General features: G+C 47.8%; 15 protein-coding genes, 9 tRNA genes, 5 rRNA genes and 1 other annotated feature. All 29 genes read right to left on the bottom strand.

What is annotated here, in order from left to right:
* Positions 1-5 precede the first annotated feature (5 nt).
* The 29 genes from rlmB to WCV65_RS00520 all read right to left on the bottom strand — a co-directional run bounded on the left by rlmB (position 6) and on the right by WCV65_RS00520 (position 25,218).
* Entirely contained in the window at positions 6-752 is a 747-nt protein-coding gene (gene rlmB / locus WCV65_RS00660) for a 23S rRNA (guanosine(2251)-2'-O)-methyltransferase RlmB (protein ID WP_338779328.1), read from the bottom strand.
* Entirely contained in the window at positions 749-1,168 is a 420-nt protein-coding gene (locus tag WCV65_RS00655; protein WP_035406730.1) for a Mini-ribonuclease 3, read from the bottom strand. The genes rlmB and WCV65_RS00655 overlap by 4 nt, the downstream gene beginning before the upstream one ends.
* A gap of 4 nt (positions 1,169-1,172) precedes the next feature.
* Positions 1,173-2,570 carry a cysteine--tRNA ligase gene (gene cysS, locus WCV65_RS00650; RefSeq protein WP_338779325.1) on the bottom strand — a complete coding sequence of 466 codons (1,398 nt, stop codon included), beginning with the start codon at positions 2,568-2,570 and terminating at the stop codon, positions 1,173-1,175.
* Entirely contained in the window at positions 2,521-3,216 is a 696-nt protein-coding gene (cysE, locus tag WCV65_RS00645; RefSeq protein WP_035406724.1) for a serine O-acetyltransferase, read from the bottom strand. Before cysE ends, cysS begins: the two co-directional genes overlap by 50 nt.
* A 108-nt stretch (positions 3,217-3,324) precedes the next feature.
* Positions 3,325-3,553 (bottom strand) — a binding site (T-box leader).
* A gap of 36 nt (positions 3,554-3,589) precedes the next feature.
* Positions 3,590-5,047 (bottom strand): glutamate--tRNA ligase, encoded by a 1,458-nt coding sequence (gltX, locus tag WCV65_RS00640; protein ID WP_338779323.1) that lies wholly within the window; start codon positions 5,045-5,047, stop codon positions 3,590-3,592.
* 103 nt (positions 5,048-5,150) lie between these two features.
* Complete coding sequence (ispF, locus tag WCV65_RS00635; protein ID WP_035406718.1) at positions 5,151-5,627, bottom strand: 2-C-methyl-D-erythritol 2,4-cyclodiphosphate synthase; 477 nt, start codon at positions 5,625-5,627, stop codon at positions 5,151-5,153.
* Complete coding sequence (gene ispD / locus WCV65_RS00630; RefSeq protein ID WP_338779319.1) at positions 5,602-6,315, bottom strand: 2-C-methyl-D-erythritol 4-phosphate cytidylyltransferase; 714 nt, start codon at positions 6,313-6,315, stop codon at positions 5,602-5,604. Before ispD ends, ispF begins: the two co-directional genes overlap by 26 nt.
* A 15-nt stretch (positions 6,316-6,330) precedes the next feature.
* The gene (locus WCV65_RS00625) at positions 6,331-7,428 is read right to left on the bottom strand and encodes a PIN/TRAM domain-containing protein (protein ID WP_035406715.1); all 1,098 of its coding nucleotides are present in this window, start codon (positions 7,426-7,428) and stop codon (positions 6,331-6,333) included.
* Between the two features lie 152 nt (positions 7,429-7,580).
* Positions 7,581-8,648, bottom strand: coding sequence for a DNA integrity scanning diadenylate cyclase DisA (gene disA, locus WCV65_RS00620; protein ID WP_035406713.1), 1,068 nt, complete (start codon positions 8,646-8,648; stop codon positions 7,581-7,583).
* Positions 8,649-8,653: 5 nt separating this feature from the next.
* The gene (gene radA / locus WCV65_RS00615; protein WP_035406710.1) at positions 8,654-10,036 is read right to left on the bottom strand and encodes a DNA repair protein RadA; all 1,383 of its coding nucleotides are present in this window, start codon (positions 10,034-10,036) and stop codon (positions 8,654-8,656) included.
* 69 nt (positions 10,037-10,105) lie between these two features.
* Positions 10,106-12,544 carry an ATP-dependent protease ATP-binding subunit ClpC gene (gene clpC, locus WCV65_RS00610; protein WP_338779315.1) on the bottom strand — a complete coding sequence of 813 codons (2,439 nt, stop codon included), beginning with the start codon at positions 12,542-12,544 and terminating at the stop codon, positions 10,106-10,108.
* A 5-nt stretch (positions 12,545-12,549) separates the two neighbouring features.
* Positions 12,550-13,623 (bottom strand): protein arginine kinase, encoded by a 1,074-nt coding sequence (locus WCV65_RS00605; RefSeq protein ID WP_338779313.1) that lies wholly within the window; start codon positions 13,621-13,623, stop codon positions 12,550-12,552.
* 1 nt (position 13,624) lies between these two features.
* Positions 13,625-14,176 carry a UvrB/UvrC motif-containing protein gene (locus tag WCV65_RS00600; RefSeq protein WP_035406700.1) on the bottom strand — a complete coding sequence of 184 codons (552 nt, stop codon included), beginning with the start codon at positions 14,174-14,176 and terminating at the stop codon, positions 13,625-13,627.
* Positions 14,177-14,197: 21 nt separating this feature from the next.
* Positions 14,198-14,659, bottom strand: a complete 462-nt coding sequence (locus WCV65_RS00595; protein WP_035406697.1) for a CtsR family transcriptional regulator — start codon at positions 14,657-14,659, stop codon at positions 14,198-14,200.
* 545 nt (positions 14,660-15,204) lie between these two features.
* Complete coding sequence (locus WCV65_RS00590; protein ID WP_338779310.1) at positions 15,205-15,342, bottom strand: hypothetical protein; 138 nt, start codon at positions 15,340-15,342, stop codon at positions 15,205-15,207.
* Positions 15,343-16,170: 828 nt separating this feature from the next.
* Positions 16,171-16,286: ribosomal RNA gene (gene rrf, locus WCV65_RS00585) — 5S ribosomal RNA — on the bottom strand.
* Between the two features lie 73 nt (positions 16,287-16,359).
* A 23S ribosomal RNA gene (locus WCV65_RS00580) occupies positions 16,360-19,286 on the bottom strand.
* 245 nt (positions 19,287-19,531) lie between these two features.
* Positions 19,532-21,070, bottom strand: a 16S ribosomal RNA gene (locus WCV65_RS00575).
* Positions 21,071-21,147: 77 nt separating this feature from the next.
* Positions 21,148-21,223, bottom strand: a tRNA-Ala gene (locus tag WCV65_RS00570).
* A 14-nt stretch (positions 21,224-21,237) separates the two neighbouring features.
* Positions 21,238-21,314 (bottom strand) — tRNA-Pro (locus WCV65_RS00565).
* 26 nt (positions 21,315-21,340) lie between these two features.
* Positions 21,341-21,417: transfer RNA gene (locus WCV65_RS00560), tRNA-Arg, on the bottom strand.
* Between the two features lie 17 nt (positions 21,418-21,434).
* Positions 21,435-21,520: transfer RNA gene (locus tag WCV65_RS00555), tRNA-Leu, on the bottom strand.
* A gap of 10 nt (positions 21,521-21,530) precedes the next feature.
* A tRNA-Gly gene (locus WCV65_RS00550) sits at positions 21,531-21,605 on the bottom strand.
* An 11-nt stretch (positions 21,606-21,616) separates the two neighbouring features.
* Positions 21,617-21,698, bottom strand: a tRNA-Leu gene (locus WCV65_RS00545).
* 15 nt (positions 21,699-21,713) lie between these two features.
* Positions 21,714-21,789, bottom strand: a tRNA-Lys gene (locus WCV65_RS00540).
* 36 nt (positions 21,790-21,825) lie between these two features.
* Positions 21,826-21,901 (bottom strand) — tRNA-Thr (locus tag WCV65_RS00535).
* Positions 21,902-21,925: 24 nt separating this feature from the next.
* Positions 21,926-22,001: transfer RNA gene (locus WCV65_RS00530), tRNA-Val, on the bottom strand.
* A gap of 43 nt (positions 22,002-22,044) precedes the next feature.
* A 5S ribosomal RNA gene (rrf, locus tag WCV65_RS00525) occupies positions 22,045-22,160 on the bottom strand.
* Between the two features lie 131 nt (positions 22,161-22,291).
* A 23S ribosomal RNA gene (locus WCV65_RS00520) occupies positions 22,292-25,218 on the bottom strand.
* The 16S, 23S and 5S rRNA genes sit together here with 9 tRNA genes alongside, the layout of an rRNA operon.
* Positions 25,219-25,363: the final 145 nt, after the last annotated feature.

The raw sequence follows: 25,363 nt of genomic DNA, 5'->3' as shown, positions 1-25,363 counted from the left end.
TTCCGTTAGCTCCCAAGCGGATGACGCTTCCTGAATACCTCATACATCAGCAGGCTTGCTGCGACAGAAGCATTTAGAGAAGTAACATGCCCGGCCATAGGAAGGTTAACCAGAAAATCACACTTTTCCTTCACAAGGCGGCTCACTCCTTTTCCTTCACTGCCAATGACAAGTCCGATGGGCATGGTCCCGTCCAATGTCCGGTAATCATCTGAACCTTTCGCATCCGTTCCGGCAATCCAGACTCCTTTTTCTTTTAATTCTTCGATGGCGCGGGCAAGATTCGTTACTCTTGCAACAGGCACATATTCAATGGCTCCAGTTGAAGCCTTTGCTACCGTTGCAGTCAGGCCGACCGCCCTCCGTTTCGGAATGATGATGCCGTGAGCGCCAACTGCATCTGCCGTTCTCATGATCGATCCAAGGTTATGAGGATCCTCAAGCTCGTCCAGGATCAGAACAAATGGAGCCTCTCCCTTTTCTTCAGCTGCTTTGAGCATATCATCTATGTCAGCATACTCATAGGCCGCAACCTGCGCGACAAATCCCTGGTGGTTCCCTTCTACCATTTGATCAAGCTTTCTTTTAGGCACAGTTTGGATGATAATGCCTCTTTCTTTCGCAATACCTGTAATTTGGAGGGCTGATCCTTTAACAGAATTCTCCGCCATCCACAATTTGTTGATTTCTCTCTCGGATCTCAGTGCTTCAAGCACTGGATTCCGGCCGATAATGTAATCTTCATGATTCATCCGTTGTGCCTCCTTTCTTCCAGTAACTTTATCGCTTCTTCAGCAATTTCATGGAGCCTGTCCTCTTTTTTCTCTAAAAACAGGAATCCGATCAGTGCCTCAAAGGAGGTACTGTATTTATACGTGATCATATCTGTATTTTTTGGAACAGTGCCCGATTTTGCGTTCCTTCCCCTCCGGAGGACTTCAAGCTCCTCCTCTGAAAAAAAGGCTGCTTCACTCAAAATTTTCAGCGCCTCTGCCTGCGCTTTTGCTGATACAAAAGCCTTTGCATAGCGGTGCAAATCGTTCGGCCGTCCCAATCCTTTTGCAAGAAGGTGATGCCGTATGTATACTTCATACACGGCATCTCCCATATAAGCAAGGGCAAGGCTGTTCAGCTGCCTCGCGTTTTTTATCTTTTCTAGCTCAAGCATACAGTTATCCTCTTTTCCATCTGGTTCCTTGCGCTGTATCTTCTAAAATGATGTTCATTTCTTTTAGCTGATCGCGGATCTGATCGGATAAAGCAAAATCACGGTCTGCACGGGCCTGGATCCGCTTTTGAATCAGCGCATCAATCTCTTCGTCAAGCAATCCCTGTTCACCAAATGAAATCCCGATGACTTCAGCTAATGCATTGAATTCCATAAGCAGGGCATCAATGACTTCCTCGGCTGTATTCGTTTCCTTCAAGTAATAGTTTGACAGCTTCGCTAAATCGAATAGAACAGAGATTCCATTCGCTGTGTTGAAGTCATCGTCCATCTCCTTGATAAAGGTTTCGCGCAGGTCCTTTATTTTAAGGAGCCATTCACTATTATCCCCGGTAAGGTTTGCACTGCTTTCTCTGCGGTGCTTCAAATTGGTGTATGACGTTTTCAGGCGATCAAACGCATTTTTCGTATTCTCAAGCAATTCTGCCGAGTAGTTAATTGGATGACGGTAGTGTACGGAAAGAATGAAGAACCTCAGCAGCTGCGGATCGTATTCTTTAATGATGTCGTGCACCAGAACAAAGTTTCCGAGAGATTTCGACATTTTTTCATTATCAATGTTGATATATCCATTATGAAGCCAGTATTTGGCGAAAGGTTTTCCGGTGAAAGCTTCGGATTGGGCGATTTCATTTTCATGATGCGGGAAGGTAAGGTCCTGACCTCCTGCATGAATATCGATGCTGTCACCCAAATATTTGCGTGCCATCGCCGAGCACTCAATATGCCAGCCTGGACGGCCTTTCCCCCACGGACTATCCCAAGAAATTTCACCTTCTTTAGCCGCTTTCCACAGGACGAAATCAAGAGCATCCTGTTTTTTCTCGCCAACCTCAATCCTAGCTCCGGAACGAAGTTCGTCAATCGACTGATGAGAAAGCTTACCATACCCTTCAAAAGCACGGGTCTTGTAATAAACGTCGCCTCCGGACTCGTAGGCGAACCCCTTTTCAATCAGTGCTTCTACAAACTCAATGATGATGTCCATGTTTTCGGTAACACGCGGATGTACGTCCGCATGACTGCAGCCGAGGGCAGTTACATCTTCAAAATAGGCATCGATAAAGCGATCTGCAATCGTTGGGACATCCTCGCCAAGTTCATTCGCTGCTTTAATCAGTTTATCGTCTACATCTGTGAAATTTGAAACAAATTGGACGTCGTAGCCGCGGAACTCCAGGTATTTTCGAACCGTGTCATATACGATAGCCGGACGGGCGTTCCCTATATGAATGTAGTTGTATACAGTCGGACCGCACACATACATTTTTACCTTGCCTTCCTCAAGCGGTTTAAAATCTTCCTTTTTGCGAGTCAGCGTGTTGTAAAGCCTGATGCCCATTTTCGTTCTTCCCTTCTTTTACTATTTCAAGTTCAGCTTTTAATTTTAGTATTTCAGCTTCTAATGTTCTAAATTTATCAGATACGGGATCCGGCAGATCCGTATGATTTAAATCCCGTTTTATTTTTTTGCCGTTGCGGATCACGACGCGTCCCGGTATTCCGACGACCGTAGAGTGATCAGGCACATCCTGAAGGACGACAGATCCCGCTCCGATTTTGGAATTCTCCCCTATTGTAATCGAACCGAGAACTTTTGCTCCTGTTGCAATCAGCGCATTATCCATAATTGTCGGGTGGCGCTTCCCTTTTTCTTTCCCTGTTCCGCCCAAGGTTACCCCTTGAAAGACCGTGACATTGTCGCCGATTTCACACGTTTCTCCAATCACGACCCCCATGCCGTGATCAATGAAAAAACGCCGCCCGATTTTAGCTCCGGGATGAATCTCAATTCCGGTGAAGAAACGGCTGATCTGTGAAATAGCCCTTGCCGCAAAATACAGCTTCCGCTTATAAAACGCATGGGCAAGCCGATGCGCCCATACGGCGTGTAATCCTGAGTATGTCAGAAGGACTTCCAGATAGCTTCGTGCGGCCGGATCCTGGTCAAAAACAACGTCTACATCTTCCTTCAGCAGCTTAAACAATGTCTCCCCTCCTGTTTTCCTCTTTTCTTATAAGCATCTTGAAGCAATGGTGTACGGTGGCGCTAGAACCGGTCATTTTCGGCATAAAAAAAGACGCCTCTGTATACGGACAGAGACGCCTTTATGCGCGGTTCCACTCTGTTTAGGGCGATTTCTTTAGACCAGCCCTCAACTTTAGGCTCCTTAACGCGGAGCGAACGCTTTTGCTTACTGAAACGGTTCGGCAAAAGACTCAGGAGGTGCAATTCAAGAACAGCTTCACTTCAACCTCTCTCAGCCATGGAGGTTTTCTCTGGAAAGGAAATCCGTTCTCTACTATCCTCTTCAACGTTTTAAAATATTATCTATACTATATTATATTTTATTCAAAATGTTAACGCATTAAACTTGCAAGACGGGATAAAACTTTTTCCTTACCGATTAATTCAATCGATTGAGGAAGCTCAGGACCGTGAGTTTGACCAGTAACCGCAACACGGATTGGCATAAAGAGCTTTTTCCCTTTATGGCCTGTTGCTTTTTGAACAGCTTTAATGGACGCCTTAATTTCATCCGCGGTGAAGGAATCAAGCTTTTCAAGCTCTTCTTTGAAGGCGGCCATAACTTCCGGCACCTGTTCTTCATCAAGTACGCTTCTAGCTTCACGGTTGTATTCAAGCTCGTCCTTAAAGAATAGATCGGAAAGCTCAACAATTTCAGCTCCGAAGCTCATTTGCTCCTGGTAAAGGGCAATCAGCTTTTTCGCCCAGTCCAGTTCTTCAGCAGAAGGATTCCCGCTCACTTTTCCTGCTTTTACAAGGTGGGGAAGTGCAAGCTCTGTTATCGTTTCAAGATCGAGCTGCTTCATGTATTGATTGTTCATCCACGTCAGCTTTTGAGTGTCAAATACAGCCGGTGAAACAGAAAGACGGTTTGGATCAAAGATTTCAGTGAATTGTTCGCGGGAGAAGATCTCCTCTTCCCCTACCGGAGACCAGCCAAGCATAGCAATAAAGTTGAAAAGCGCTTCCGGCAAATATCCAAGATCCTTGTATTGCTCAATAAACTGGATAATGGATTCATCCCGCTTGCTCAGTTTTTTGCGGCTTTCATTTACAATTAGCGTCATATGGCCGAACACAGGCACATCCCAGCCCAGCGCATCGTAAATCATGATTTGTTTAGGTGTATTGGAAATGTGATCATCTCCGCGCAGGATGTGGGTAATTTCCATCAGGTGATCATCAGCCGCAACTGCGAAGTTGTAGGTAGGGGTTCCGTCCTTTTTCACGATAACAAAATCGCCGATTCCATCGGATTCAAAGGAAACCTCTTCCTTAACGATATCGTTGAACTTAATGATCTGTCCTTTTGGAACCCGGAAACGGATGCTAGGCTTACGTCCCTCGGACTCAAGCTTCGCACGATCTTCATCTGTCAGGTTTGCGCATTTTCCAGAGTAACGGGGCATTTCTCCGCGTGCTGTCTGCTCTTCACGCTCCTGCTCAAGCTCTTCCTCTGTACAATAGCATTTGTATGCGAGATTCTTTTCAAGAAGCTCTTCGTAATACTTCTTGTAGATCTCAGTTCGTTCAGACTGGCGGTATGGGCCGTACTCCCCGCCTACATCGACGCTTTCATCCCAATCCATGCCGAGCCATTTCAGATGCTTCAGCTGGCTTTCCTCGCCGCCTTCAATGTTTCTTTTTTTATCTGTATCTTCAATACGGATAATGAATTTTCCATTTTGGCTTCTTGCAAAAAGATAATTGAATAAAGCCGTTCTTGCATTACCGATATGTAAATGTCCGGTCGGACTTGGTGCATAGCGCACGCGGATTTCACTTGTCATTCTTATTTACCTCCACAGATCCCTTATTGTGTTTCACAATAATGTCTAAAATCGCAATGAATACCCTTATCTTATCATTATTTGGAATGCCGCACAAAGCGGATTATTCCTTGATAAGCAGGACGGCAGCCTGTGCCGCAATTCCTTCCTGGCGTCCGGTGAATCCGAGTTTTTCTGTAGTTGTTGCCTTCACATTCACTTGGGAAGGGTCTGCTTCCAGAAGAAAAGCAATTCTTTCCCTCATCTGGGCGATGTATGGAGCCATTTTTGGTTTTTGAGCGATGATCGTGCAGTCCGCATTTCCGAGTTTATAGCCTTTCTCTTTTACAAGATTCCATACATGCTGAAGCAGCTTCGCCGAGTCCGCATCTTTAAATTCAGGATCTGTATCCGGAAAATGTCTGCCGATATCGCCTTCGCCAATTGCGCCGAGGACAGCATCCGCAACTGTGTGAAGCAGAACATCTGCATCAGAATGTCCAAGCAGTCCTTTTTCATAGGGAATTTCGATTCCTCCGATAATTAATGGCCGGCCCTCTGTAAGCTGGTGAACGTCAAATCCCTGTCCGATTCGTATCATGATTTATTTCCCCTTTTCTTTGTTTAAGGATCGCCTCTGCAATAAGCAGATCTTCCGGTGTAGTCAGTTTCAGGTTTGCATAGGACCCTGTTATAACATGTACTTTCTGCTGCAGTCTTTCGATTAGACTGGCATCATCTGTTCCTTGATAATGATGCAGTTCGGCATCTTTATGGGCATGAAGGATTTCAGAAAGACGAAAAGCCTGTGGGGTTTGCACCGCCCACAAGCTTGATCGTTCAACTGTTTCCAGCACTTCTCCCTTTTCCACCCGCTTAATCGTATCTTTAACAGGTACGGCAAGTGTCGCCGCACCCTCCCGCTCAGCTGCTGCTGCAAGTTCCTGCAGGACCGGATACTCGATGAAGGGTCTGGCGCCGTCATGAATGAAAACAATCGGTTCCGATGCATGCTTTAGCCCATTGTATACACTCTCTTGACGCTCGGCACCGCCGCCTGCCATCTTTTTAATTTTGGAAAAGGAATAGCGCTCAATCATGTCCATGAATTCGTCCCGCTCTGCCTCGTTGATCACGAGGATGATTCCCGTACAGGAAGGGTCTGCTTCAAAAACGGTTAGTGTATGCGCAATGACCGGCTTGCCTTCAAGCTCGATAAATTGCTTATTCTTTCCCGCATTCATTCGCTTGCCTTGTCCCGCAGCCGGGATAACGACTTCATAGTTCATTTCGTTTCTCCTTACTTAAAGCGCTTTTTCAAGAAGCTTTGGTTTAGCAAAAATCATTCGTCCCGCAGAAGTCTGCAATACAGACGTTACGAGCACATCGATGTGCTTGCCGATGTAATTGCGGCCGTCTTCTACGACAATCATTGTTCCATCATCCAAATAAGCTACACCCTGGTTGTGTTCTTTCCCGTCTTTAATGACCTGCACCTTCATCTCTTCACCCGGAAGAACAACCGGCTTCACAGCATTAGCCAGATCATTAATGTTAAATACAGCTACATTTTGAAGCTCACAGACTTTATTCAAGTTAAAATCATTGGTTACGACAACACCGGAAGTCAGCTTAGCCAATTTTACAAGCTTGCTGTCCACTTCCTGAATCTCTTCAAAATCGCCTTCGTAAATCTCAACTTTGATAGCCAATTCTTTTTGAATGCGGTTTAAAATATCAAGACCCCTGCGGCCTCTGTTTCTTTTCAGCACATCGGATGAATCAGCAATATGCTGAAGCTCTCCCAGAACAAACTGCGGGATGACAATGGTGCCTTCAAGGAAACCAGTCTGGCAGATATCTGCAATCCTGCCATCAATAATAACGCTTGTATCGAGGATTTTCAGCTTCTTATCCTCATACTCTGTTTCATCTTCATTCGTACCCTTTTTCTTATTAATGCGTCCTGGCAATGAGAATAGGCCAATCAGTTCATCCTTCTTCTTAAATCCTACCTGAAATCCGAGGTAGCCCAACAGCAGGGTAAGAAAAACAGGAATGATCGTGCTGAACAGATACGGAATATCTTTAAACGGAATAACATTAACAAGAAGAAAAGCAATTATGAGTCCAAAAACCAATCCGAGACTTCCGAAAAGTACATCTGTTACCGGAGCTTTTACAAGGGACTCTTCCCACTTCTTAATCCAATTAACAGCGTAATCCACAAGCCAGAAAGTTGCCAGAAAGAAAATGACGGCTCCTAAAATCGCTAGTGTATACGGTGTATTTAAAAAAGGTATGTCCTGTAGATTCATAAGTTTTAGCAATGCGGGCATAAAAAAGATTCCCAATACTCCTCCTGTAATCAGAAAGAAGATTTGAACGATTCGCTGTAACATACCTTCACCTCCTTTTAACCATTATAAACAGAATACAAGAATTAAAACGTTCAGCCGTCATATTTTCAAAATTTGTAATAAGAATGAAAATAGACTGACATTTCATTTGGTTAAACAAAATAGTTATACCCTTTTTTAAGCCATTAGAAACCTCATCGGTCAATCAAAGACTGCTGCTGCATCCTTTTCAGGCCTTCTTTTATTTTTCTCGCTCTTATTTCACCTATGCCCTCCACCTCATCCAACTGTTCTACGGATGCGTGAAAGATAAGTTTCAGATTGAGAAATTTTGTCACAAGATTGTCAATAATGGATGGCGGCAGCCGCTGAATCTTGCTGAGAATCCGATAGCCTCTCGGCAAAATCTGCTCCTCCGTGTTCGTATAGTGAGGATGGCCAAGCAGCTTGAAAAGCACAGAGTCTTCCAGTAAATCAAAATTCGCCAGTTCCTGAAGCTGTTTAAGAACGGAGCGGGGATCCTGAAGACGGTTCAAGCTGTAGTCCTTAATAAGCAGCATCGTTTCGCCCTCAATATCCGTAACAAGCTCACTCATCTGAAGGCGGATCAGACGGCCCTCTGTCCCAAGCTCATTCACATACGTAATAATTTCGTTTTTGATCCGCAGCACCATCTCAATCCGGTGGAGAACATGCAGCACTTCTCCATAGGTCACAAGCTCTTCAAACTCCAGTGCATTCAGGCTTGCAATCGATTGATCGAAAACCGTTTTATATTTCTCAAGAGTTTGGATTGCCTGATTGGCTTTCACTAAAATGACTCCTATGTCCCGAAGAGAGTATTTATGCTCCCCATGATAAAGGGTGATGACATTTCTGCGCTGGGATATCGCAATTACCAGACAGCCAGACTGCTTAGCTACCCGTTCTGCCGTCCTGTGCCTCATGCCAGTCTCAGATGATGGAATCGACGAATCAGGGACGAGCTGTGCATTGGCAAAAAGAATCTTTTGTCCTGAGTCACTTAAGATGATAGAGCCGTCCATTTTCGCGAGCTCGTACAAATGAGCAGGAGAAAATGGAGAATGAATATAAAAACCGCCATCCACAAGATCCTTTACTTTTTCATTGTATCCCAGCACAATCAATCCGCCGGTTTTGGCTCTGAGCACATTCTCAATTCCCTCGCGGATTGGTGTTCCCGGAGCTATGAATCTCAAAATATCTTTTAAATATCTGGCAGATTTCTGCTTATCCAACATGCTGATCATCCCCCCAGTGAATGCTGCAAGGCTTCCGCTACGCTTTTAACTCCAATAATTTTAATGCCAGGCGGCGGCGTCCAGCCTCCAATATTGGCTTCCGGCAGAATCACCCGTTTAAAGCCAAGCTTTGCTGCCTCCTGAACTCTTTGTTCAATTCTCGAGACTCTTCTCACCTCACCGGTCAAACCGACTTCGCCGATAATGATATCCATCGGATTGGTCGGCACATCACGGAAGCTCGAAGCAATGCTTACTGAAACAGCAAGATCGATAGCCGGTTCATCCAGCTTAACTCCGCCCGCTACTTTTAAATAGGCATCCTGGTTTTGAAGAAGCAGACCCACTCGCTTTTCAAGAACCGCCATCAAAAGAGGCACCCGGTTATGATCAATGCCCGTTGCCATTCTTCTCGGATTTCCAAAACTTGTGGGAGAGATTAATGCTTGTATTTCGACGAGGACAGGCCTCGTTCCTTCCATCGATGCAACAACTGTTGAACCGGCAGCCCCTTTTGACCTTTCCTCAAGGAATATTTCCGATGGATTCAGCACTTCAGCTAGACCCGCTTCCTTCATTTCAAAAATTCCCATCTCATTTGTGGACCCGAAACGATTTTTTACGGCACGGAGAATCCGGTATGTATGATGGCGTTCGCCTTCAAAATACAGAACCGCATCCACCATATGCTCAAGCAGACGCGGACCCGCTATGGAGCCTTCCTTTGTAACGTGGCCTACAATAAAAATCGCAATTCCCTTCGTCTTTGCAATTCTCATTAATTCTGCGGTACATTCCCTTACCTGTGAAACACTTCCGGGTGCAGAGGTGATCTCACTCTGATACACAGTTTGGATGGAATCAATCACGACAAAAGCCGGCTCGGATTCATCAATGGCTTTCGTGATAAATTCCATGTCAGTTTCAGCCAAAACGAGAAGCTCATCTGATGAAACATCAAGACGGTCAGCCCGAAGCTTTGTCTGTTTAACCGATTCCTCTCCTGATATATAAAGCACACGGTTACCCAAATCAGCAAGCTGCGAGGATACTTGCAGCAGCAAAGTGGATTTCCCTATACCGGGATCTCCCCCAATCAAAACAAGAGAACCCTTTACAATTCCGTTGCCCAGGACCCGGTTTAATTCCTTCATTTTTGTCATAATGCGCGGTTCTGATGATGTTTCGATTTTTGTTATGGGAGAAGCCTTTTGAGCGGTCTGAGCGGAATGCTGAAAGGCGGTTCTTCTGGAGCCTGTTCCCGTACCTGTTTTAAACGTTTCTTCGTTCATCGTATTCCATGCGCCGCATCCGGGACATTTCCCCATCCATTTCGCAGACTCATAGCCGCATGACTGGCACATAAATTTCGTTTTCGTTTTTGCCATAGTCCAACCTCTCTTTTTATAAAGAAAGCGAGGCATACGGAATAAAATGTATGCCTCTGCTTCAACATGCTATTGATTTAATTTTTCTGCCTGTTTTACCACAAAATCATTGCCTTCTACGTCCAGCGTAATGCTTTGGCCCTTATCAATATTGCCTTTGAGCAATTCTTCAGATAGACGGTCCTCTACATGCTTCTGAATCGCTCTGCGAAGAGGTCTCGCCCCATACTCAAGGTCTACGCCTTCCTCTGTGATTTTCTCAATGGCAGCGTCTGTAAGCGACAGGGACAGATCCTGTTCAGCTAGACGTTTTGTAAGCTGACTGGACATAAGCGTAACGATTTCTTTTAAGTGTTTTTTCTCCAGGGAGTGGAACACGATAATCTCGTCAATCCGGTTAATGAATTCAGGACGGAACGCTTTTTTCAGCTCGCCCATAACTTTACCCTTCATGTCTTTGTAGTTCTGATTTTCATCCTGAACGTTGAAGCCGACATATTTATTGCGTTTCAGTTCGCTTGCTCCTACGTTGGATGTCATGATCAGAATAGTATTTCTGAAATCGACCGTTCTTCCTTTTGAATCCGTCAAGCGGCCGTCCTCAAGAACTTGAAGCAGGATGTTAAAGACGTCCGGATGGGCCTTTTCAATCTCATCCAGAAGGACAACGGAATAAGGCTTGCGACGAACCTTCTCTGTCAGCTGGCCGCCTTCTTCATACCCTACATATCCAGGAGGAGAACCTACCAGACGGGAGGTTGAATGCTTCTCCATGTATTCCGACATATCAATGCGGATCATGGCATCCTCGTCGCCAAAAATAGATTCTGCAAGAGCACGTGCAAGCTCTGTTTTACCTACACCTGTTGGTCCAAGGAAAACGAATGATCCAATTGGACGCTTAGGATCCTTCAAGCCGGCTCTCGCCCTGCGGACAGCCTTGGCTACTGCCACTACAGCTTCATCCTGGCCGATTACACGGGAGTGCAGAAGCTGTTCCATGTTCAGAAGCTTATCTGTTTCAGTCTGGGCAAGGCGTGATACAGGAACTCCTGTCCAGTTGGATACGACCATTGCAATATCCTCAACCGTGACTTCTGAATTTTCCTGGCCTTGCTTTTCTTTCCACGTTTTCTTCGTTTCATCCAGCTGTTCACGAAGTCTTTGCTCTGTATCCCTTAAAGAAGCTGCCTTTTCGAATTCCTGGCTCTGTACGGCTGCATCCTTTTCTTTTCTTACTTCCTCAAGCTTCATCTCTAATTCTTTCAAATTAGGAGGTGTAGTGAAGGAACGCAGTCTCACTTTAGAACCCGCTTCATCGATTAAATCGATTGCTTTATCCGGCAGGAAGCGGTCCGAGATATAACGGTCCGAAAGCTTAACGGCCGCATCAATCGCTTCATCTGTGATGGAAACACGGTGATGCGCTTCATAGCGGTCGCGAAGGCCGCTCAGGATTTGAATGCTTTCCGCTACAGTCGGTTCGTCAACTGTAATAGGCTGAAAGCGTCTCTCAAGTGCTGCATCTTTTTCTATATATTTACGGTATTCATCAAGAGTCGTAGCACCGATGCACTGAAGCTCTCCGCGTGCAAGGGACGGCTTTAGAATATTGGATGCATCAATCGCCCCCTCTGCTCCGCCTGCACCAATCAGTGTATGAAGCTCATCAATGAAAAGAATGATATTGCCTGCCTGACGGATCTCATCCATCACTTTTTTCAGGCGGTCTTCAAACTCCCCGCGGTATTTCGTTCCGGCAACAACCGTACCCATATCAAGTGTCATGACCCGCTTATCGCGAAGAATTTCCGGCACTTCATTTTGAACGATTTGCTGGGCAAGACCTTCAGCAATTGCGGTTTTACCTACACCCGGTTCTCCGATAAGGACAGGGTTGTTCTTCGTTCTGCGGCTTAGCACCTCAATAACACGCTGAATTTCCTTCCCGCGTCCGATAACCGGATCTAAGCTTCCTTCACGTGCAATCACCGTTAAATCGCGTGCCAGACTGTCTAAAGTCGGTGTATTGGCATTCGCCATTCCCCCGCCCTGATGGCCGGAAGAAGATTCATTGCTTCCGAGCAGCTGAAGAACCTGCTGCCTTGCTTTGTTTAAACTTACACCCAGATTATTAAGTACTCGAGCTGCTACTCCTTCACCTTCGCGGATTAGCCCAAGAAGGATGTGCTCTGTTCCTACATAGGAATGGCCAAGCTTGCGCGCTTCATCCATTGAAAGCTCAATAACCTTTTTAGCACGCGGAGTGTAATGGATCGTCTGTGAAATATCCTGGCCTCTGCCAATCAGACTTTCCACTTCTTTTTGAATTTTCTCTGAACCCAATCCAAGAGCATTCAAAGCTTTTGCAGCAATTCCTTCTCCTTCGCGTACAAGACCAAGAAGGATATGTTCTGTTCCAATATTGTTATGTCCCAGTCTAACGGCTTCTTCTTGAGCCAGTGCCAGTACTTTTTGCGCTCTCTCTGTAAATCTGCCGAACATCATACCTATCAGCCTCCATCTATCTCCATTTTTAAACGTTCACGAATTAATGCCGCTCTGCGGATATCCCGCTCATCCGGTGTCAGCCCAGTACCGGAATACTGCTGCAGAAAACCCGGCTGTGTTAAAATCATCAATTCATTTAAAATATTTTTGGAAACGTTTTGTATTAGTCCTAAATCAATTCCCAATCTAACATCGGATAAACATCTGGCTGTTTCTTTCGATTCAATAATTCTGCTGTTGGAAAGAATGCCATACGAACGGTAAATGCGATCCTCGAGCTGGATTTTGGATGCCTGAAGCACCGCTTCCCTTGCCGAACGTTCCTGGGCAATTAATTGCTGCACAACGCTGAGAAGATCCTCCGCTATATCCTCTTCCGACTTCCCGAGCGTGATCTGGTTTGAAATTTGAAACAGGTTACCTAAAGCTTCGCTGCCTTCCCCGTAAATTCCTCTAACAACCAGACCAAGCTGATTAATTGCCGGGACAATCCGGTTCATTTGCTTTGTCAAAGCGAGGGCAGGAAGATGCATCATAACAGAAGCTCTCATCCCGGTACCTACGTTCGTCGGACAGCTTGTCAGATAGCCTCGATTCTCATCAAAAGCATAATCTACCTCTTTTTCAATCCAGTCATCCAGCCTGCCTGCCACTTCAAGGGCCTCTTTTACTTGAAGACCCGGGAACAAACATTGTATTCGAATGTGATCCTCTTCATTCACCATGATGCTCACTTCTTCATTAACAGAAAGCAGACATCCGGAGAAAGCGGAATCCTCTGCCAGACTCGGACTAATCAAATGCTTCTCCACCAATACCCTTTTTTGCACGGGCTCGAGCTCACTCATTTTCAGCAGAACGAAGGATCCGATATCTGGGAACGTCTGATTTGAAAACTGTTCTTCAAAAAGCGTAAGAATGTTCTGGAATTCTTCTTCTGATGCTAAGGTTGGAAAGCGGAACTGCTCAATGTTCCGGGCAAGTCTCACTCTGCTGCTCAATACGATATCTGAGTCCGGACCTTCCTGGCTCATCCACGCACTCATTGCATTGTTCATAAAATCCTGCAATGACATCTTAAGCCTCCTCCCCTCTATCGGCATTCATTTCTCTGACGATCGCTTTAATTTCGTCCCTGAGCTCGGCTGCTTTTTCAAACTCCTCCTGTGAAATGTGATGCTGCATCTGCTTCTTCAGCTCTTCCATTTTCTTTTGGAGATGAATGCTGCCTCCAATGCGCTTCGGAATTTTGCCTCCATGAGCAGTGTTGCCGCTATGAACCTTTCTTAAAATAGGCGTAATTTCACTTTTAAAAGTCCGATAGCAATCCGGACATCCGAATCGGCCAGCCTTCCCGAACTCTCGGAACGTCATCTTGCAGCGGGGGCATTGGCGAACTTCCTCTGCCCGATACATCGAGGATGCATCAGACTTCCCAAGCTTTGTTTCAAAATTCAGAAGTCCTGATAAAAGGGAATTGATTGAAAAGCCGCCGTCGCTTCCGAATACCATCATATTACTATTCTCTTTCGCACAATGTTCACAAATATGCACTTCTGCCTTTTCACCATTCACTACTTTGGTGAAATGAAACGTTGCCGGTCTTTCGTGGCACTCCTGACAAATCAATGAGGATCACCTGCCTTACGATTATTTATATTTAAGGGACGTCAGCATTGCCTTTAACATTCGTGACCGTAATTCGTCTCTTAAAGGCAAATCTACATAAAGCACTGAACGATCCATCACACTTATCATGATTTTCGCTTCACGCGGAGTAATGACCTGCTCTGCTGTCAGCCTAATAACAATATCCTCAGCAGATGCCTGGGAAATCCGGTCCCCCGCAAGCTCCAAAATCTGATCCAGAAGGTGGGCCTTATCATTGGATTGAACTTTAATAATCCTAATATAGCCTCCGCCCCCGCGCTTGCTTTCAACCATATATCCCCGTTCGACAGTAAAGCGGGTATTAATCACGTAATTAATCTGAGAGGGCACACACTGGAACTTATCGGCAATCTCGCTTCTCTTCAGTTCGACGATTTCCTCTTCACTCATATCGAGAACCTGCTTTAAATACTGCTCGATAATATCCGAAATGTTTCTCATCAAGCCTCCTCCTCACTTGACTTTGACTATATTTGACTAATATAAATATATGACGTACTCGCTTTTTTTTCAACTATTTCATTCGAGGAAGCTTTCATTTACAGATCCAATCATCCCTTTTTCAACACTCTAGGGAATAAGCCGGTTCATTTTGATAAGTGCCGGGATTGTTTATGCTCATCTTATACACAGCCAAGTCATTGTGATCCAGTGCCCTAAGCACTTCCTTAGACTTTCCTCCCGGTGCACCTTATTTTCATTCTTTCCCTTTCCTGCTTTTTATTAAAACTTCATTGCACACGATTCAGAAAAGAAAGGCTCATCCTGACAACAAAGGCTGTAAAGCATGCAAGCCTATTCATCCCGGACCTAATTACAAGTACAAGGCAGTTCATGGGACACTGGGTCCCTGATGCTAATAGCCAATTCAGTTAAGACACAGGGTGGAAACCGAGAATGATCGAACAGAGAATTGGGGAATTTCCAAATACTTTAAAAACCGCGAAGAGCAAGCAGCATCAGCAAACATGCAACTATACCAACTATTAAATGAATTCTAAAACCTGCCGATACCCTTTCAATTCACATACTTCACCAATAAAGCCGAATTCGACAGCAGTTAAAATAATTGTGATCATCAGCGTAGATTTTTCAGATAGTATAATATCCATCATGGTTTCCATTAATCTGCACCTTCAAACTTTTATTCTTAAAAAATCATTCTATTGGCATATTCTTTTGGGAGGTGGAATTTTGAGTCATAGATAGAAGGCTCGGGTTAGGGAATGAATTATAGTTTGAGGGGGTGGCGGCCGGGGTTTTTTGATGTTGGAGGATGGAGATGGGTTTTGGGGATGTAAATTGGGTGGGTGTTGATTTTTTGAGTTGGTGGCTTGATGCTGTCGGGAGTACTTTGAGCCTGCCAGGTACCTCCGGCTTGAGGAGTTAATAAGGGAGAGAATGAATTTTTTATTAAAACTCGCCTGTTATTGCTCGAAATTGCTGAAATGGTTGGCAAAAAGACTCGGTGGGAGGAAAATGGCGGTGAAAATGGAGAGGAATACGTTCGTTTCTGGTGCGGCAAGGGGGGAGATGGCAAAATATCGGCTATTCTGGAGCGGATATCGACCGAAATTTTGATATATCGGCGATTAATTTGATATATCGACGATTATTTCGATATATCGACTAAAATGAGCGGATATCGACTTTTCGGGATGGTTCGACAGAGATCGCTGCTGCCTCTATTCGTTGGATCTCTTTCCGCAGCCAGTACGGTCCGCCAGTCTCACTCTGTTAAAACTAAGTCCAGCCAAACATTAAGCTGCTAATAAATACTAAGTTCAACTGAATCGAGTATTCCGCCTCCTTCTCCTTCCCTCTACTCTTGGCGTATCCCGAATCACGTATCCGCCACCCCGTCTTTCTCCCTCTATCCCAAGCGTATCCCTCAACCCCAAATCCCAAACAAAAAAGACCCACCCCCTAAGGGGCAAGCCTTTTTTTCATGTACCTGGCAACGTCCTACTCTCACAGGGGGAAACCCCCAACTACCATCGGCGCTAAAGAGCTTAACTTCCGTGTTCGGTATGGGAACGGGTGTGACCTCTCTGCCATAATTACCAGATATGTGGTTGAAAGATTGCTCTTTCAAAACTAGATAACGATTGCTGCACGAGTGAAGCAGCCTTACTTGAATAAAGGTTAAGTCCTCGACCGATTAGTATTCGTCAGCTGCACGTGTCACCACGCTTCCACCTCGAACCTATCAACCTGATCATCTTTCAGGGGTCTTACTCTTGCGATGGGAAATCTCATCTTGAGGGGGGCTTCATGCTTAGATGCTTTCAGCACTTATCCCGTCCGCACATAGCTACCCAGCGATGCCTTTGGCAAGACAACTGGTACACCAGCGGTGCGTCCATCCCGGTCCTCTCGTACTAAGGACAGCTCCTCTCAAATTTCCTGCGCCCGCGACGGATAGGGACCGAACTGTCTCACGACGTTCTGAACCCAGCTCGCGTACCGCTTTAATGGGCGAACAGCCCAACCCTTGGGACCGACTACAGCCCCAGGATGCGATGAGCCGACATCGAGGTGCCAAACCTCCCCGTCGATGTGGACTCTTGGGGGAGATAAGCCTGTTATCCCCGGGGTAGCTTTTATCCGTTGAGCGATGGCCCTTCCATGCGGAACCACCGGATCACTAAGCCCGACTTTCGTCCCTGCTCGACTTGTAGGTCTCGCAGTCAAGCTCCCTTGTGCCTTTACACTCTGCGAATGATTTCCAACCATTCTGAGGGAACCTTTGGGCGCCTCCGTTACATTTTAGGAGGCGACCGCCCCAGTCAAACTGCCCGCCTGACACTGTCTCCCGGCCCGATCAGGGCCGCGGGTTAGAAGTTCAACACAGCCAGGGTAGTATCCCACCAATGCCTCCACCGAAGCTGGCGCTCCGGTTTCCAAGGCTCCTACCTATCCTGTACAAGCTGTGCCAAAATTCAATATCAGGCTGCAGTAAAGCTCCACGGGGTCTTTCCGTCCTGTCGCGGGTAACCTGCATCTTCACAGGTACTATAATTTCACCGAGTCTCTCGTTGAGACAGTGCCCAGATCGTTACGCCTTTCGTGCGGGTCGGAACTTACCCGACAAGGAATTTCGCTACCTTAGGACCGTTATAGTTACGGCCGCCGTTTACTGGGGCTTCAATTCAAAGCTTCGCTTGCGCTAACCTCTCCTCTTAACCTTCCAGCACCGGGCAGGCGTCAGCCCCTATACTTCGCCTTGCGGCTTCGCAGAGACCTGTGTTTTTGCTAAACAGTCGCCTGGGCCTATTCACTGCGGCTCTTCAAGGCTATTCACCCTAAAGAGCACCCCTTCTCCCGAAGTTACGGGGTCATTTTGCCGAGTTCCTTAACGAGAGTTCTCTCGATCACCTTAGGATTCTCTCCTCGCCTACCTGTGTCGGTTTGCGGTACGGGCACCATTTTCCTCGCTAGAAGCTTTTCTAGGCAGTGTGGAATCAGGAACTTCGGTACTTCATTTCCCTCGCCATCACAGCTCAGCCTTAACCAAGGGACGGATTTGCCTATCCCTTGAGCCTACCTGCTTGGACGCGCATATCCAACAGCGCGCTTACCCTATCCTCCTGCGTCCCTCCATTGCTCAAACGGAAAAGAGGTGGTACAGGAATCTCAACCTGTTGTCCATCGCCTACGCCTTTCGGCCTCGGCTTAGGTCCCGACTAACCCTGAGCGGACGAGCCTTCCTCAGGAAACCTTAGGCATTCGGTGGAGGGGATTCTCACCCCTCTTTCGCTACTCATACCGGCATTCTCACTTCTAAGCGCTCCACCAGTCCTTCCGGTCTGGCTTCTCAGCCCTTAGAACGCTCTCCTACCACTGTTCGTAAGAACAGTCCACAGCTTCGGTGATCCGTTTAGCCCCGGTACATTTTCGGCGCAGGGTCACTCGACCAGTGAGCTATTACGCACTCTTTAAATGGTGGCTGCTTCTAAGCCAACATCCTGGTTGTCTAAGCAACCCCACATCCTTTTCCACTTAACGGATACTTGGGGACCTTAGCTGGTGGTCTGGGCTGTTTCCCTTTCGACTACGGATCTTATCACTCGCAGTCTGACTCCCATAGATAAGTCTTTGGCATTCGGAGTTTGACTGAATTCGGTAACCCGATGAGGGCCCCTAGTCCAATCAGTGCTCTACCTCCAAGACTCTCACTATGAGGCTAGCCCTAAAGCTATTTCGGAGAGAACCAGCTATCTCCAGGTTCGATTGGAATTTCTCCGCTACCCACACCTCATCCCCGCACTTTTCAACGTGCGTGGGTTCGGGCCTCCATTCAGTGTTACCTGAACTTCACCCTGGACATGGGTAGATCACCTGGTTTCGGGTCTACGACCACGTACTCAATCGCCCTATTCAGACTCGCTTTCGCTGCGGCTCCGTCTTTTCAACTTAACCTTGCACGTAATCGTAACTCGCCGGTTCATTCTACAAAAGGCACGCCATCACCCGTTAACGGGCTCTGACTACTTGTAGGCACACGGTTTCAGGATCTGTTTCACTCCCCTTCCGGGGTGCTTTTCACCTTTCCCTCACGGTACTGGTTCACTATCGGTCACTAGGGAGTATTTAGCCTTGGGAGATGGTCCTCCCTGCTTCCGACGGGATTTCTCGTGTCCCGCCGTACTCAGGATCCACTCAGGAGGGAACGAAGTTTCGACTACAGGGCTGTTACCTTCTTTGGCGGGCCTTTCCAGACCGCTTCTTCTACCCCGTTCCTTTGTAACTCCGTGTTGAGTGTCCTACAACCCCAGAAGGCAAGCCTTCTGGTTTGGGCTAATCCCGTTTCGCTCGCCGCTACTCAGGGAATCGCTATTGCTTTCTCTTCCTCCGGGTACTTAGATGTTTCAGTTCCCCGGGTCTGCCTTCCAGATCCTATGTATTCAGATCAGGATGCTGCTCCATTACGAGCAGCGGGTTTCCCCATTCGGAAATCTCCGGATCAACGCTTACTTACAGCTCCCCGAAGCATATCGGTGTTCGTACCGTCCTTCATCGGCTCCTAGTGCCAAGGCATCCACCGTGCGCCCTTTCTAACTTAACCTGATAACAGACGTTATCTTCGTTAGAGCTGAAAACAGATGTTTTCAGACTTGATGTTCTCTATCTACGCAAGCGCAGAAGAAAATCGTAAGGTTATTTGCTTACTCGTGTGAATGTTTGACATTCATATCGTTATCTAGTTTTCAAAGAACAAGTGTATAGAGAGAATGATCTCTCAAAACTAAACAAAGTCGAAGTGCGTCCGTTAATTGCTGCACCGCATGGGTGCTGATAATTCTTCCTTAGAAAGGAGGTGATCCAGCCGCACCTTCCGATACGGCTACCTTGTTACGACTTCACCCCAATCATCTGCCCCACCTTAGGCGGCTGGCTCCCTTACGGGTTACCCCACCGACTTCGGGTGTTGCAAACTCTCGTGGTGTGACGGGCGGTGTGTACAAGGCCCGGGAACGTATTCACCGCGGCATGCTGATCCGCGATTACTAGCGATTCCGGCTTCATGCAGGCGAGTTGCAGCCTGCAATCCGAACTGAGAATGGTTTTATGGGATTCGCTTAACCTCGCGGTTTTGCAGCCCTTTGTACCATCCATTGTAGCACGTGTGTAGCCCAGGTCATAAGGGGCATGATGATTTGACGTCATCCCCACCTTCCTCCGGTTTGTCACCGGCAGTCACCTTAGAGTGCCCAACTGAATGCTGGCAACTAAGATCAAGGGTTGCGCTCGTTGCGGGACTTAACCCAACATCTCACGACACGAGCTGACGACAACCATGCACCACCTGTCACTCTGTCCCCCGAAGGGGAACCTTCTATCTCTAGAAGTGGCAGAGGATGTCAAGACCTGGTAAGGTTCTTCGCGTTGCTTCGAATTAAACCACATGCTCCACCGCTTGTGCGGGCCCCCGTCAATTCCTTTGAGTTTCAGTCTTGCGACCGTACTCCCCAGGCGGAGTGCTTAATGCGTTAGCTGCAGCACTAAAGGGCGGAAACCCTCTAACACTTAGCACTCATCGTTTACGGCGTGGACTACCAGGGTATCTAATCCTGTTCGCTCCCCACGCTTTCGCGCCTCAGCGTCAGTTACAGACCAGAGAGTCGCCTTCGCCACTGGTGTTCCTCCACATCTCTACGCATTTCACCGCTACACGTGGAATTCCACTCTCCTCTTCTGTACTCAAGTCCTCCAGTTTCCAATGACCCTCCCCGGTTGAGCCGGGGGCTTTCACATCAGACTTAAAAGACCGCCTGCGCGCGCTTTACGCCCAATAATTCCGGACAACGCTTGCCACCTACGTATTACCGCGGCTGCTGGCACGTAGTTAGCCGTGGCTTTCTGGTTAGGTACCGTCAAGGTGCGGGCAGTGACTCCCGCACTTGTTCTTCCCTAACAACAGAGCTTTACGATCCGAAAACCTTCATCACTCACGCGGCGTTGCTCCGTCAGACTTTCGTCCATTGCGGAAGATTCCCTACTGCTGCCTCCCGTAGGAGTCTGGGCCGTGTCTCAGTCCCAGTGTGGCCGATCACCCTCTCAGGTCGGCTACGCATCGTCGCCTTGGTGAGCCATTACCTCACCAACTAGCTAATGCGCCGCGGGCCCATCTGTAAGTGACAGCATAACCGTCTTTTATCTCCGAACCATGCGGTTCGAAAAGTTATCCGGTATTAGCTCCGGTTTCCCGGAGTTATCCCAGTCTTACAGGCAGGTTGCCCACGTGTTACTCACCCGTCCGCCGCTGACCTCCGAAGAGGTCCGCTCGACTTGCATGTATTAGGCACGCCGCCAGCGTTCGTCCTGAGCCAGGATCAAACTCTCCAAAAAGTAGTTTGACTAGCTCTTGTTTGTTGCTTAAATTAACGTTGGCACTTCGATTTGTTTAGTTTTCAAAGATCATATAATGGTGGAGCCTAGCGGGATCGAACCGCTGACCTCCTGCGTGCAAGGCAGGCGCTCTCCCAGCTGAGCTAAGGCCCCATCGTTTAAGGAAATGGTCGGGAAGACAGGATTCGAACCTGCGACCCCTTGGTCCCAAACCAAGTGCTCTACCAAGCTGAGCTACTTCCCGAGCCTTAATTGAGTATAATGAAATTATGGCGCGCCCGAGAGGACTCGAACCTCTAACCTTTTGATTCGTAGTCAAATGCTCTATCCAATTGAGCTACGGGCGCAATATATGATTCTCAAGTGCCGAGGACCGGGATCGAACCGGTACGGTAGTCACCTACCGCAGGATTTTAAGTCCTGTGCGTCTGCCAATTCCGCCACCCCGGCGTCATGGGATTGGAGCGGAAGACGGGATTCGAACCCGCGACCCCCACCTTGGCAAGGTGGTGTTCTACCACTGAACTACTTCCGCAATTGTAAAGATGCGGGTGAAGGGAGTCGAACCCCCACGCCATAAGGCGCTAGATCCTAAGTCTAGTGCGTCTGCCAATTCCGCCACACCCGCATATTAAAATGTAAATGGTGAGCCATGAAGGACTCGAACCTTCGACCCTCTGATTAAAAGTCAGATGCTCTACCGACTGAGCTAATGGCTCTCTTTTAATAGAGCATAAATGCTGCTACCAAGAAAGTGGTGCCGGCAAGAGGACTTGAACCCCCAACCTACTGATTACAAGTCAGTTGCTCTACCAATTGAGCTACACCGGCATATAATTTTACGAGTAAAATAAATGGTGGAGGATGACGGGATCGAACCGCCGACCCTCTGCTTGTAAGGCAGATGCTCTCCCAGCTGAGCTAATCCTCCGAAAGTGTTAAAGCTGGCTAAAGCTTTAACATCATATGTATATGCCTGGCGGCGTCCTACTCTCACAGGGGGAAACCCCCAACTACCATCGGCGCTAAAGAGCTTAACTTCCGTGTTCGGTATGGGAACGGGTGTGACCTCTTTGCCATAGTCACCAGACATATTCTAAAAAAGCGACAAGATTTATTATACTATGATTTCAGAAGAAATCAAGATATTTTTTAATCTTTTTTTGCTCTTTCAAAACTAGATAACGATTGCTGCACGAGTGAAGCAGCCTTACTTGAATAAAGGTTAAGTCCTCGACCGATTAGTATTCGTCAGCTGCACGTGTCACCACGCTTCCACCTCGAACCTATCAACCTGATCATCTTTCAGGGGTCTTACTCTTGCGATGGGAAATCTCATCTTGAGGGGGGCTTCATGCTTAGATGCTTTCAGCACTTATCCCGTCCGCACATAGCTACCCAGCGATGCCTTTGGCAAGACAACTGGTACACCAGCGGTGCGTCCATCCCGGTCCTCTCGTACTAAGGACAGCTCCTCTCAAATTTCCTGCGCCCGCGACGGATAGGGACCGAACTGTCTCACGACGTTCTGAACCCAGCTCGCGTACCGCTTTAATGGGCGAACAGCCCAACCCTTGGGACCGACTACAGCCCCAGGATGCGATGAGCCGACATCGAGGTGCCAAACCTCCCCGTCGATGTGGACTCTTGGGGGAGATAAGCCTGTTATCCCCGGGGTAGCTTTTATCCGTTGAGCGATGGCCCTTCCATGCGGAACCACCGGATCACTAAGCCCGACTTTCGTCCCTGCTCGACTTGTAGGTCTCGCAGTCAAGCTCCCTTGTGCCTTTACACTCTGCGAATGATTTCCAACCATTCTGAGGGAACCTTTGGGCGCCTCCGTTACATTTTAGGAGGCGACCGCCCCAGTCAAACTGCCCGCCTGACACTGTCTCCCGGCCCGATCAGGGCCGCGGGTTAGAAGTTCAACACAGCCAGGGTAGTATCCCACCAATGCCTCCACCGAAGCTGGCGCTCCGGTTTCCAAGGCTCCTACCTATCCTGTACAAGCTGTGCCAAAATTCAATATCAGGCTGCAGTAAAGCTCCACGGGGTCTTTCCGTCCTGTCGCGGGTAACCTGCATCTTCACAGGTACTATAATTTCACCGAGTCTCTCGTTGAGACAGTGCCCAGATCGTTACGCCTTTCGTGCGGGTCGGAACTTACCCGACAAGGAATTTCGCTACCTTAGGACCGTTATAGTTACGGCCGCCGTTTACTGGGGCTTCAATTCAAAGCTTCGCTTGCGCTAACCTCTCCTCTTAACCTTCCAGCACCGGGCAGGCGTCAGCCCCTATACTTCGCCTTGCGGCTTCGCAGAGACCTGTGTTTTTGCTAAACAGTCGCCTGGGCCTATTCACTGCGGCTCTTCAAGGCTATTCACCCTAAAGAGCACCCCTTCTCCCGAAGTTACGGGGTCATTTTGCCGAGTTCCTTAACGAGAGTTCTCTCGATCACCTTAGGATTCTCTCCTCGCCTACCTGTGTCGGTTTGCGGTACGGGCACCATTTTCCTCGCTAGAAGCTTTTCTAGGCAGTGTGGAATCAGGAACTTCGGTACTTCATTTCCCTCGCCATCACAGCTCAGCCTTAACCAAGGGACGGATTTGCCTATCCCTTGAGCCTACCTGCTTGGACGCGCATATCCAACAGCGCGCTTACCCTATCCTCCTGCGTCCCTCCATTGCTCAAACGGAAAAGAGGTGGTACAGGAATCTCAACCTGTTGTCCATCGCCTACGCCTTTCGGCCTCGGCTTAGGTCCCGACTAACCCTGAGCGGACGAGCCTTCCTCAGGAAACCTTAGGCATTCGGTGGAGGGGATTCTCACCCCTCTTTCGCTACTCATACCGGCATTCTCACTTCTAAGCGCTCCACCAGTCCTTCCGGTCTGGCTTCTCAGCCCTTAGAACGCTCTCCTACCACTGTTCGTAAGAACAGTCCACAGCTTCGGTGATCCGTTTAGCCCCGGTACATTTTCGGCGCAGGGTCACTCGACCAGTGAGCTATTACGCACTCTTTAAATGGTGGCTGCTTCTAAGCCAACATCCTGGTTGTCTAAGCAACCCCACATCCTTTTCCACTTAACGGATACTTGGGGACCTTAGCTGGTGGTCTGGGCTGTTTCCCTTTCGACTACGGATCTTATCACTCGCAGTCTGACTCCCATAGATAAGTCTTTGGCATTCGGAGTTTGACTGAATTCGGTAACCCGATGAGGGCCCCTAGTCCAATCAGTGCTCTACCTCCAAGACTCTCACTATGAGGCTAGCCCTAAAGCTATTTCGGAGAGAACCAGCTATCTCCAGGTTCGATTGGAATTTCTCCGCTACCCACACCTCATCCCCGCACTTTTCAACGTGCGTGGGTTCGGGCCTCCATTCAGTGTTACCTGAACTTCACCCTGGACATGGGTAGATCACCTGGTTTCGGGTCTACGACCACGTACTCAATCGCCCTATTCAGACTCGCTTTCGCTGCGGCTCCGTCTTTTCAACTTAACCTTGCACGTAATCGTAACTCGCCGGTTCATTCTACAAAAGGCACGCCATCACCCGTTAACGGGCTCTGACTACTTGTAGGCACACGGTTTCAGGATCTGTTTCACTCCCCTTCCGGGGTGCTTTTCACCTTTCCCTCACGGTACTGGTTCACTATCGGTCACTAGGGAGTATTTAGCCTTGGGAGATGGTCCTCCCTGCTTCCGACGGGATTTCTCGTGTCCCGCCGTACTCAGGATCCACTCAGGAGGGAACGAAGTTTCGACTACAGGGCTGTTACCTTCTTTGGCGGGCCTTTCCAGACCGCTTCTTCTACCCCGTTCCTTTGTAACTCCGTGTTGAGTGTCCTACAACCCCAGAAGGCAAGCCTTCTGGTTTGGGCTAATCCCGTTTCGCTCGCCGCTACTCAGGGAATCGCTATTGCTTTCTCTTCCTCCGGGTACTTAGATGTTTCAGTTCCCCGGGTCTGCCTTCCAGATCCTATGTATTCAGATCAGGATGCTGCTCCATTACGAGCAGCGGGTTTCCCCATTCGGAAATCTCCGGATCAACGCTTACTTACAGCTCCCCGAAGCATATCGGTGTTCGTACCGTCCTTCATCGGCTCCTAGTGCCAAGGCATCCACCGTGCGCCCTTTCTAACTTAACCTGATAACGGACGTTATCTTCGTTAGAGCTGAAAACAGATGTTTTCAGACTTGATGTTCTCTATCTACGCAAGCGCAGAAGAAAATCGTAAGGTTATTTGCTTACTCGTGTGAATGTTTGACATTCATATCGTTATCTAGTTTTCA

This window comes from Metabacillus sp. FJAT-52054 (assembly GCF_037201815.1).
Taxonomy (GTDB): Bacteria; Bacillota; Bacilli; order Bacillales; family Bacillaceae; genus Metabacillus_B; species Metabacillus_B sediminis.
Note: the sequence above shows the minus strand (reverse complement) of the source record. Positions and strands in the feature narration are given on the sequence as shown.

What these genes read in the sequence shown, in the direction of transcription:
- rlmB (WP_338779328.1), bottom strand. Translation starts at nt 752, where the DNA reads ATGAATCATGAAGATTACATTATCGGCCGGAATCCAGTGCTTGAAGCA.
- WCV65_RS00655 (WP_035406730.1), bottom strand. Translation starts at nt 1,168, where the DNA reads ATGCTTGAGCTAGAAAAGATAAAAAACGCGAGGCAGCTGAACAGCCTT.
- cysS (WP_338779325.1), bottom strand. Translation starts at nt 2,570, where the DNA reads ATGGGCATCAGGCTTTACAACACGCTGACTCGCAAAAAGGAAGATTTT.
- gltX (WP_338779323.1), bottom strand. Translation starts at nt 5,047, where the DNA reads ATGACAAGTGAAATCCGCGTGCGCTATGCACCAAGTCCGACCGGACAT.
- ispF (WP_035406718.1), bottom strand. Translation starts at nt 5,627, where the DNA reads ATGATACGAATCGGACAGGGATTTGACGTTCACCAGCTTACAGAGGGC.
- ispD (WP_338779319.1), bottom strand. Translation starts at nt 6,315, where the DNA reads ATGAACTATGAAGTCGTTATCCCGGCTGCGGGACAAGGCAAGCGAATG.
- WCV65_RS00625 (WP_035406715.1), bottom strand. Translation starts at nt 7,428, where the DNA reads ATGTTACAGCGAATCGTTCAAATCTTCTTTCTGATTACAGGAGGAGTA.
- disA (WP_035406713.1), bottom strand. Translation starts at nt 8,648, where the DNA reads ATGTTGGATAAGCAGAAATCTGCCAGATATTTAAAAGATATTTTGAGA.
- radA (WP_035406710.1), bottom strand. Translation starts at nt 10,036, where the DNA reads ATGGCAAAAACGAAAACGAAATTTATGTGCCAGTCATGCGGCTATGAG.
- clpC (WP_338779315.1), bottom strand. Translation starts at nt 12,544, where the DNA reads ATGATGTTCGGCAGATTTACAGAGAGAGCGCAAAAAGTACTGGCACTG.
- WCV65_RS00605 (WP_338779313.1), bottom strand. Translation starts at nt 13,623, where the DNA reads ATGTCATTGCAGGATTTTATGAACAATGCAATGAGTGCGTGGATGAGC.
- WCV65_RS00595 (WP_035406697.1), bottom strand. Translation starts at nt 14,659, where the DNA reads ATGAGAAACATTTCGGATATTATCGAGCAGTATTTAAAGCAGGTTCTC.
- WCV65_RS00590 (WP_338779310.1), bottom strand. Translation starts at nt 15,342, where the DNA reads ATGGAAACCATGATGGATATTATACTATCTGAAAAATCTACGCTGATG.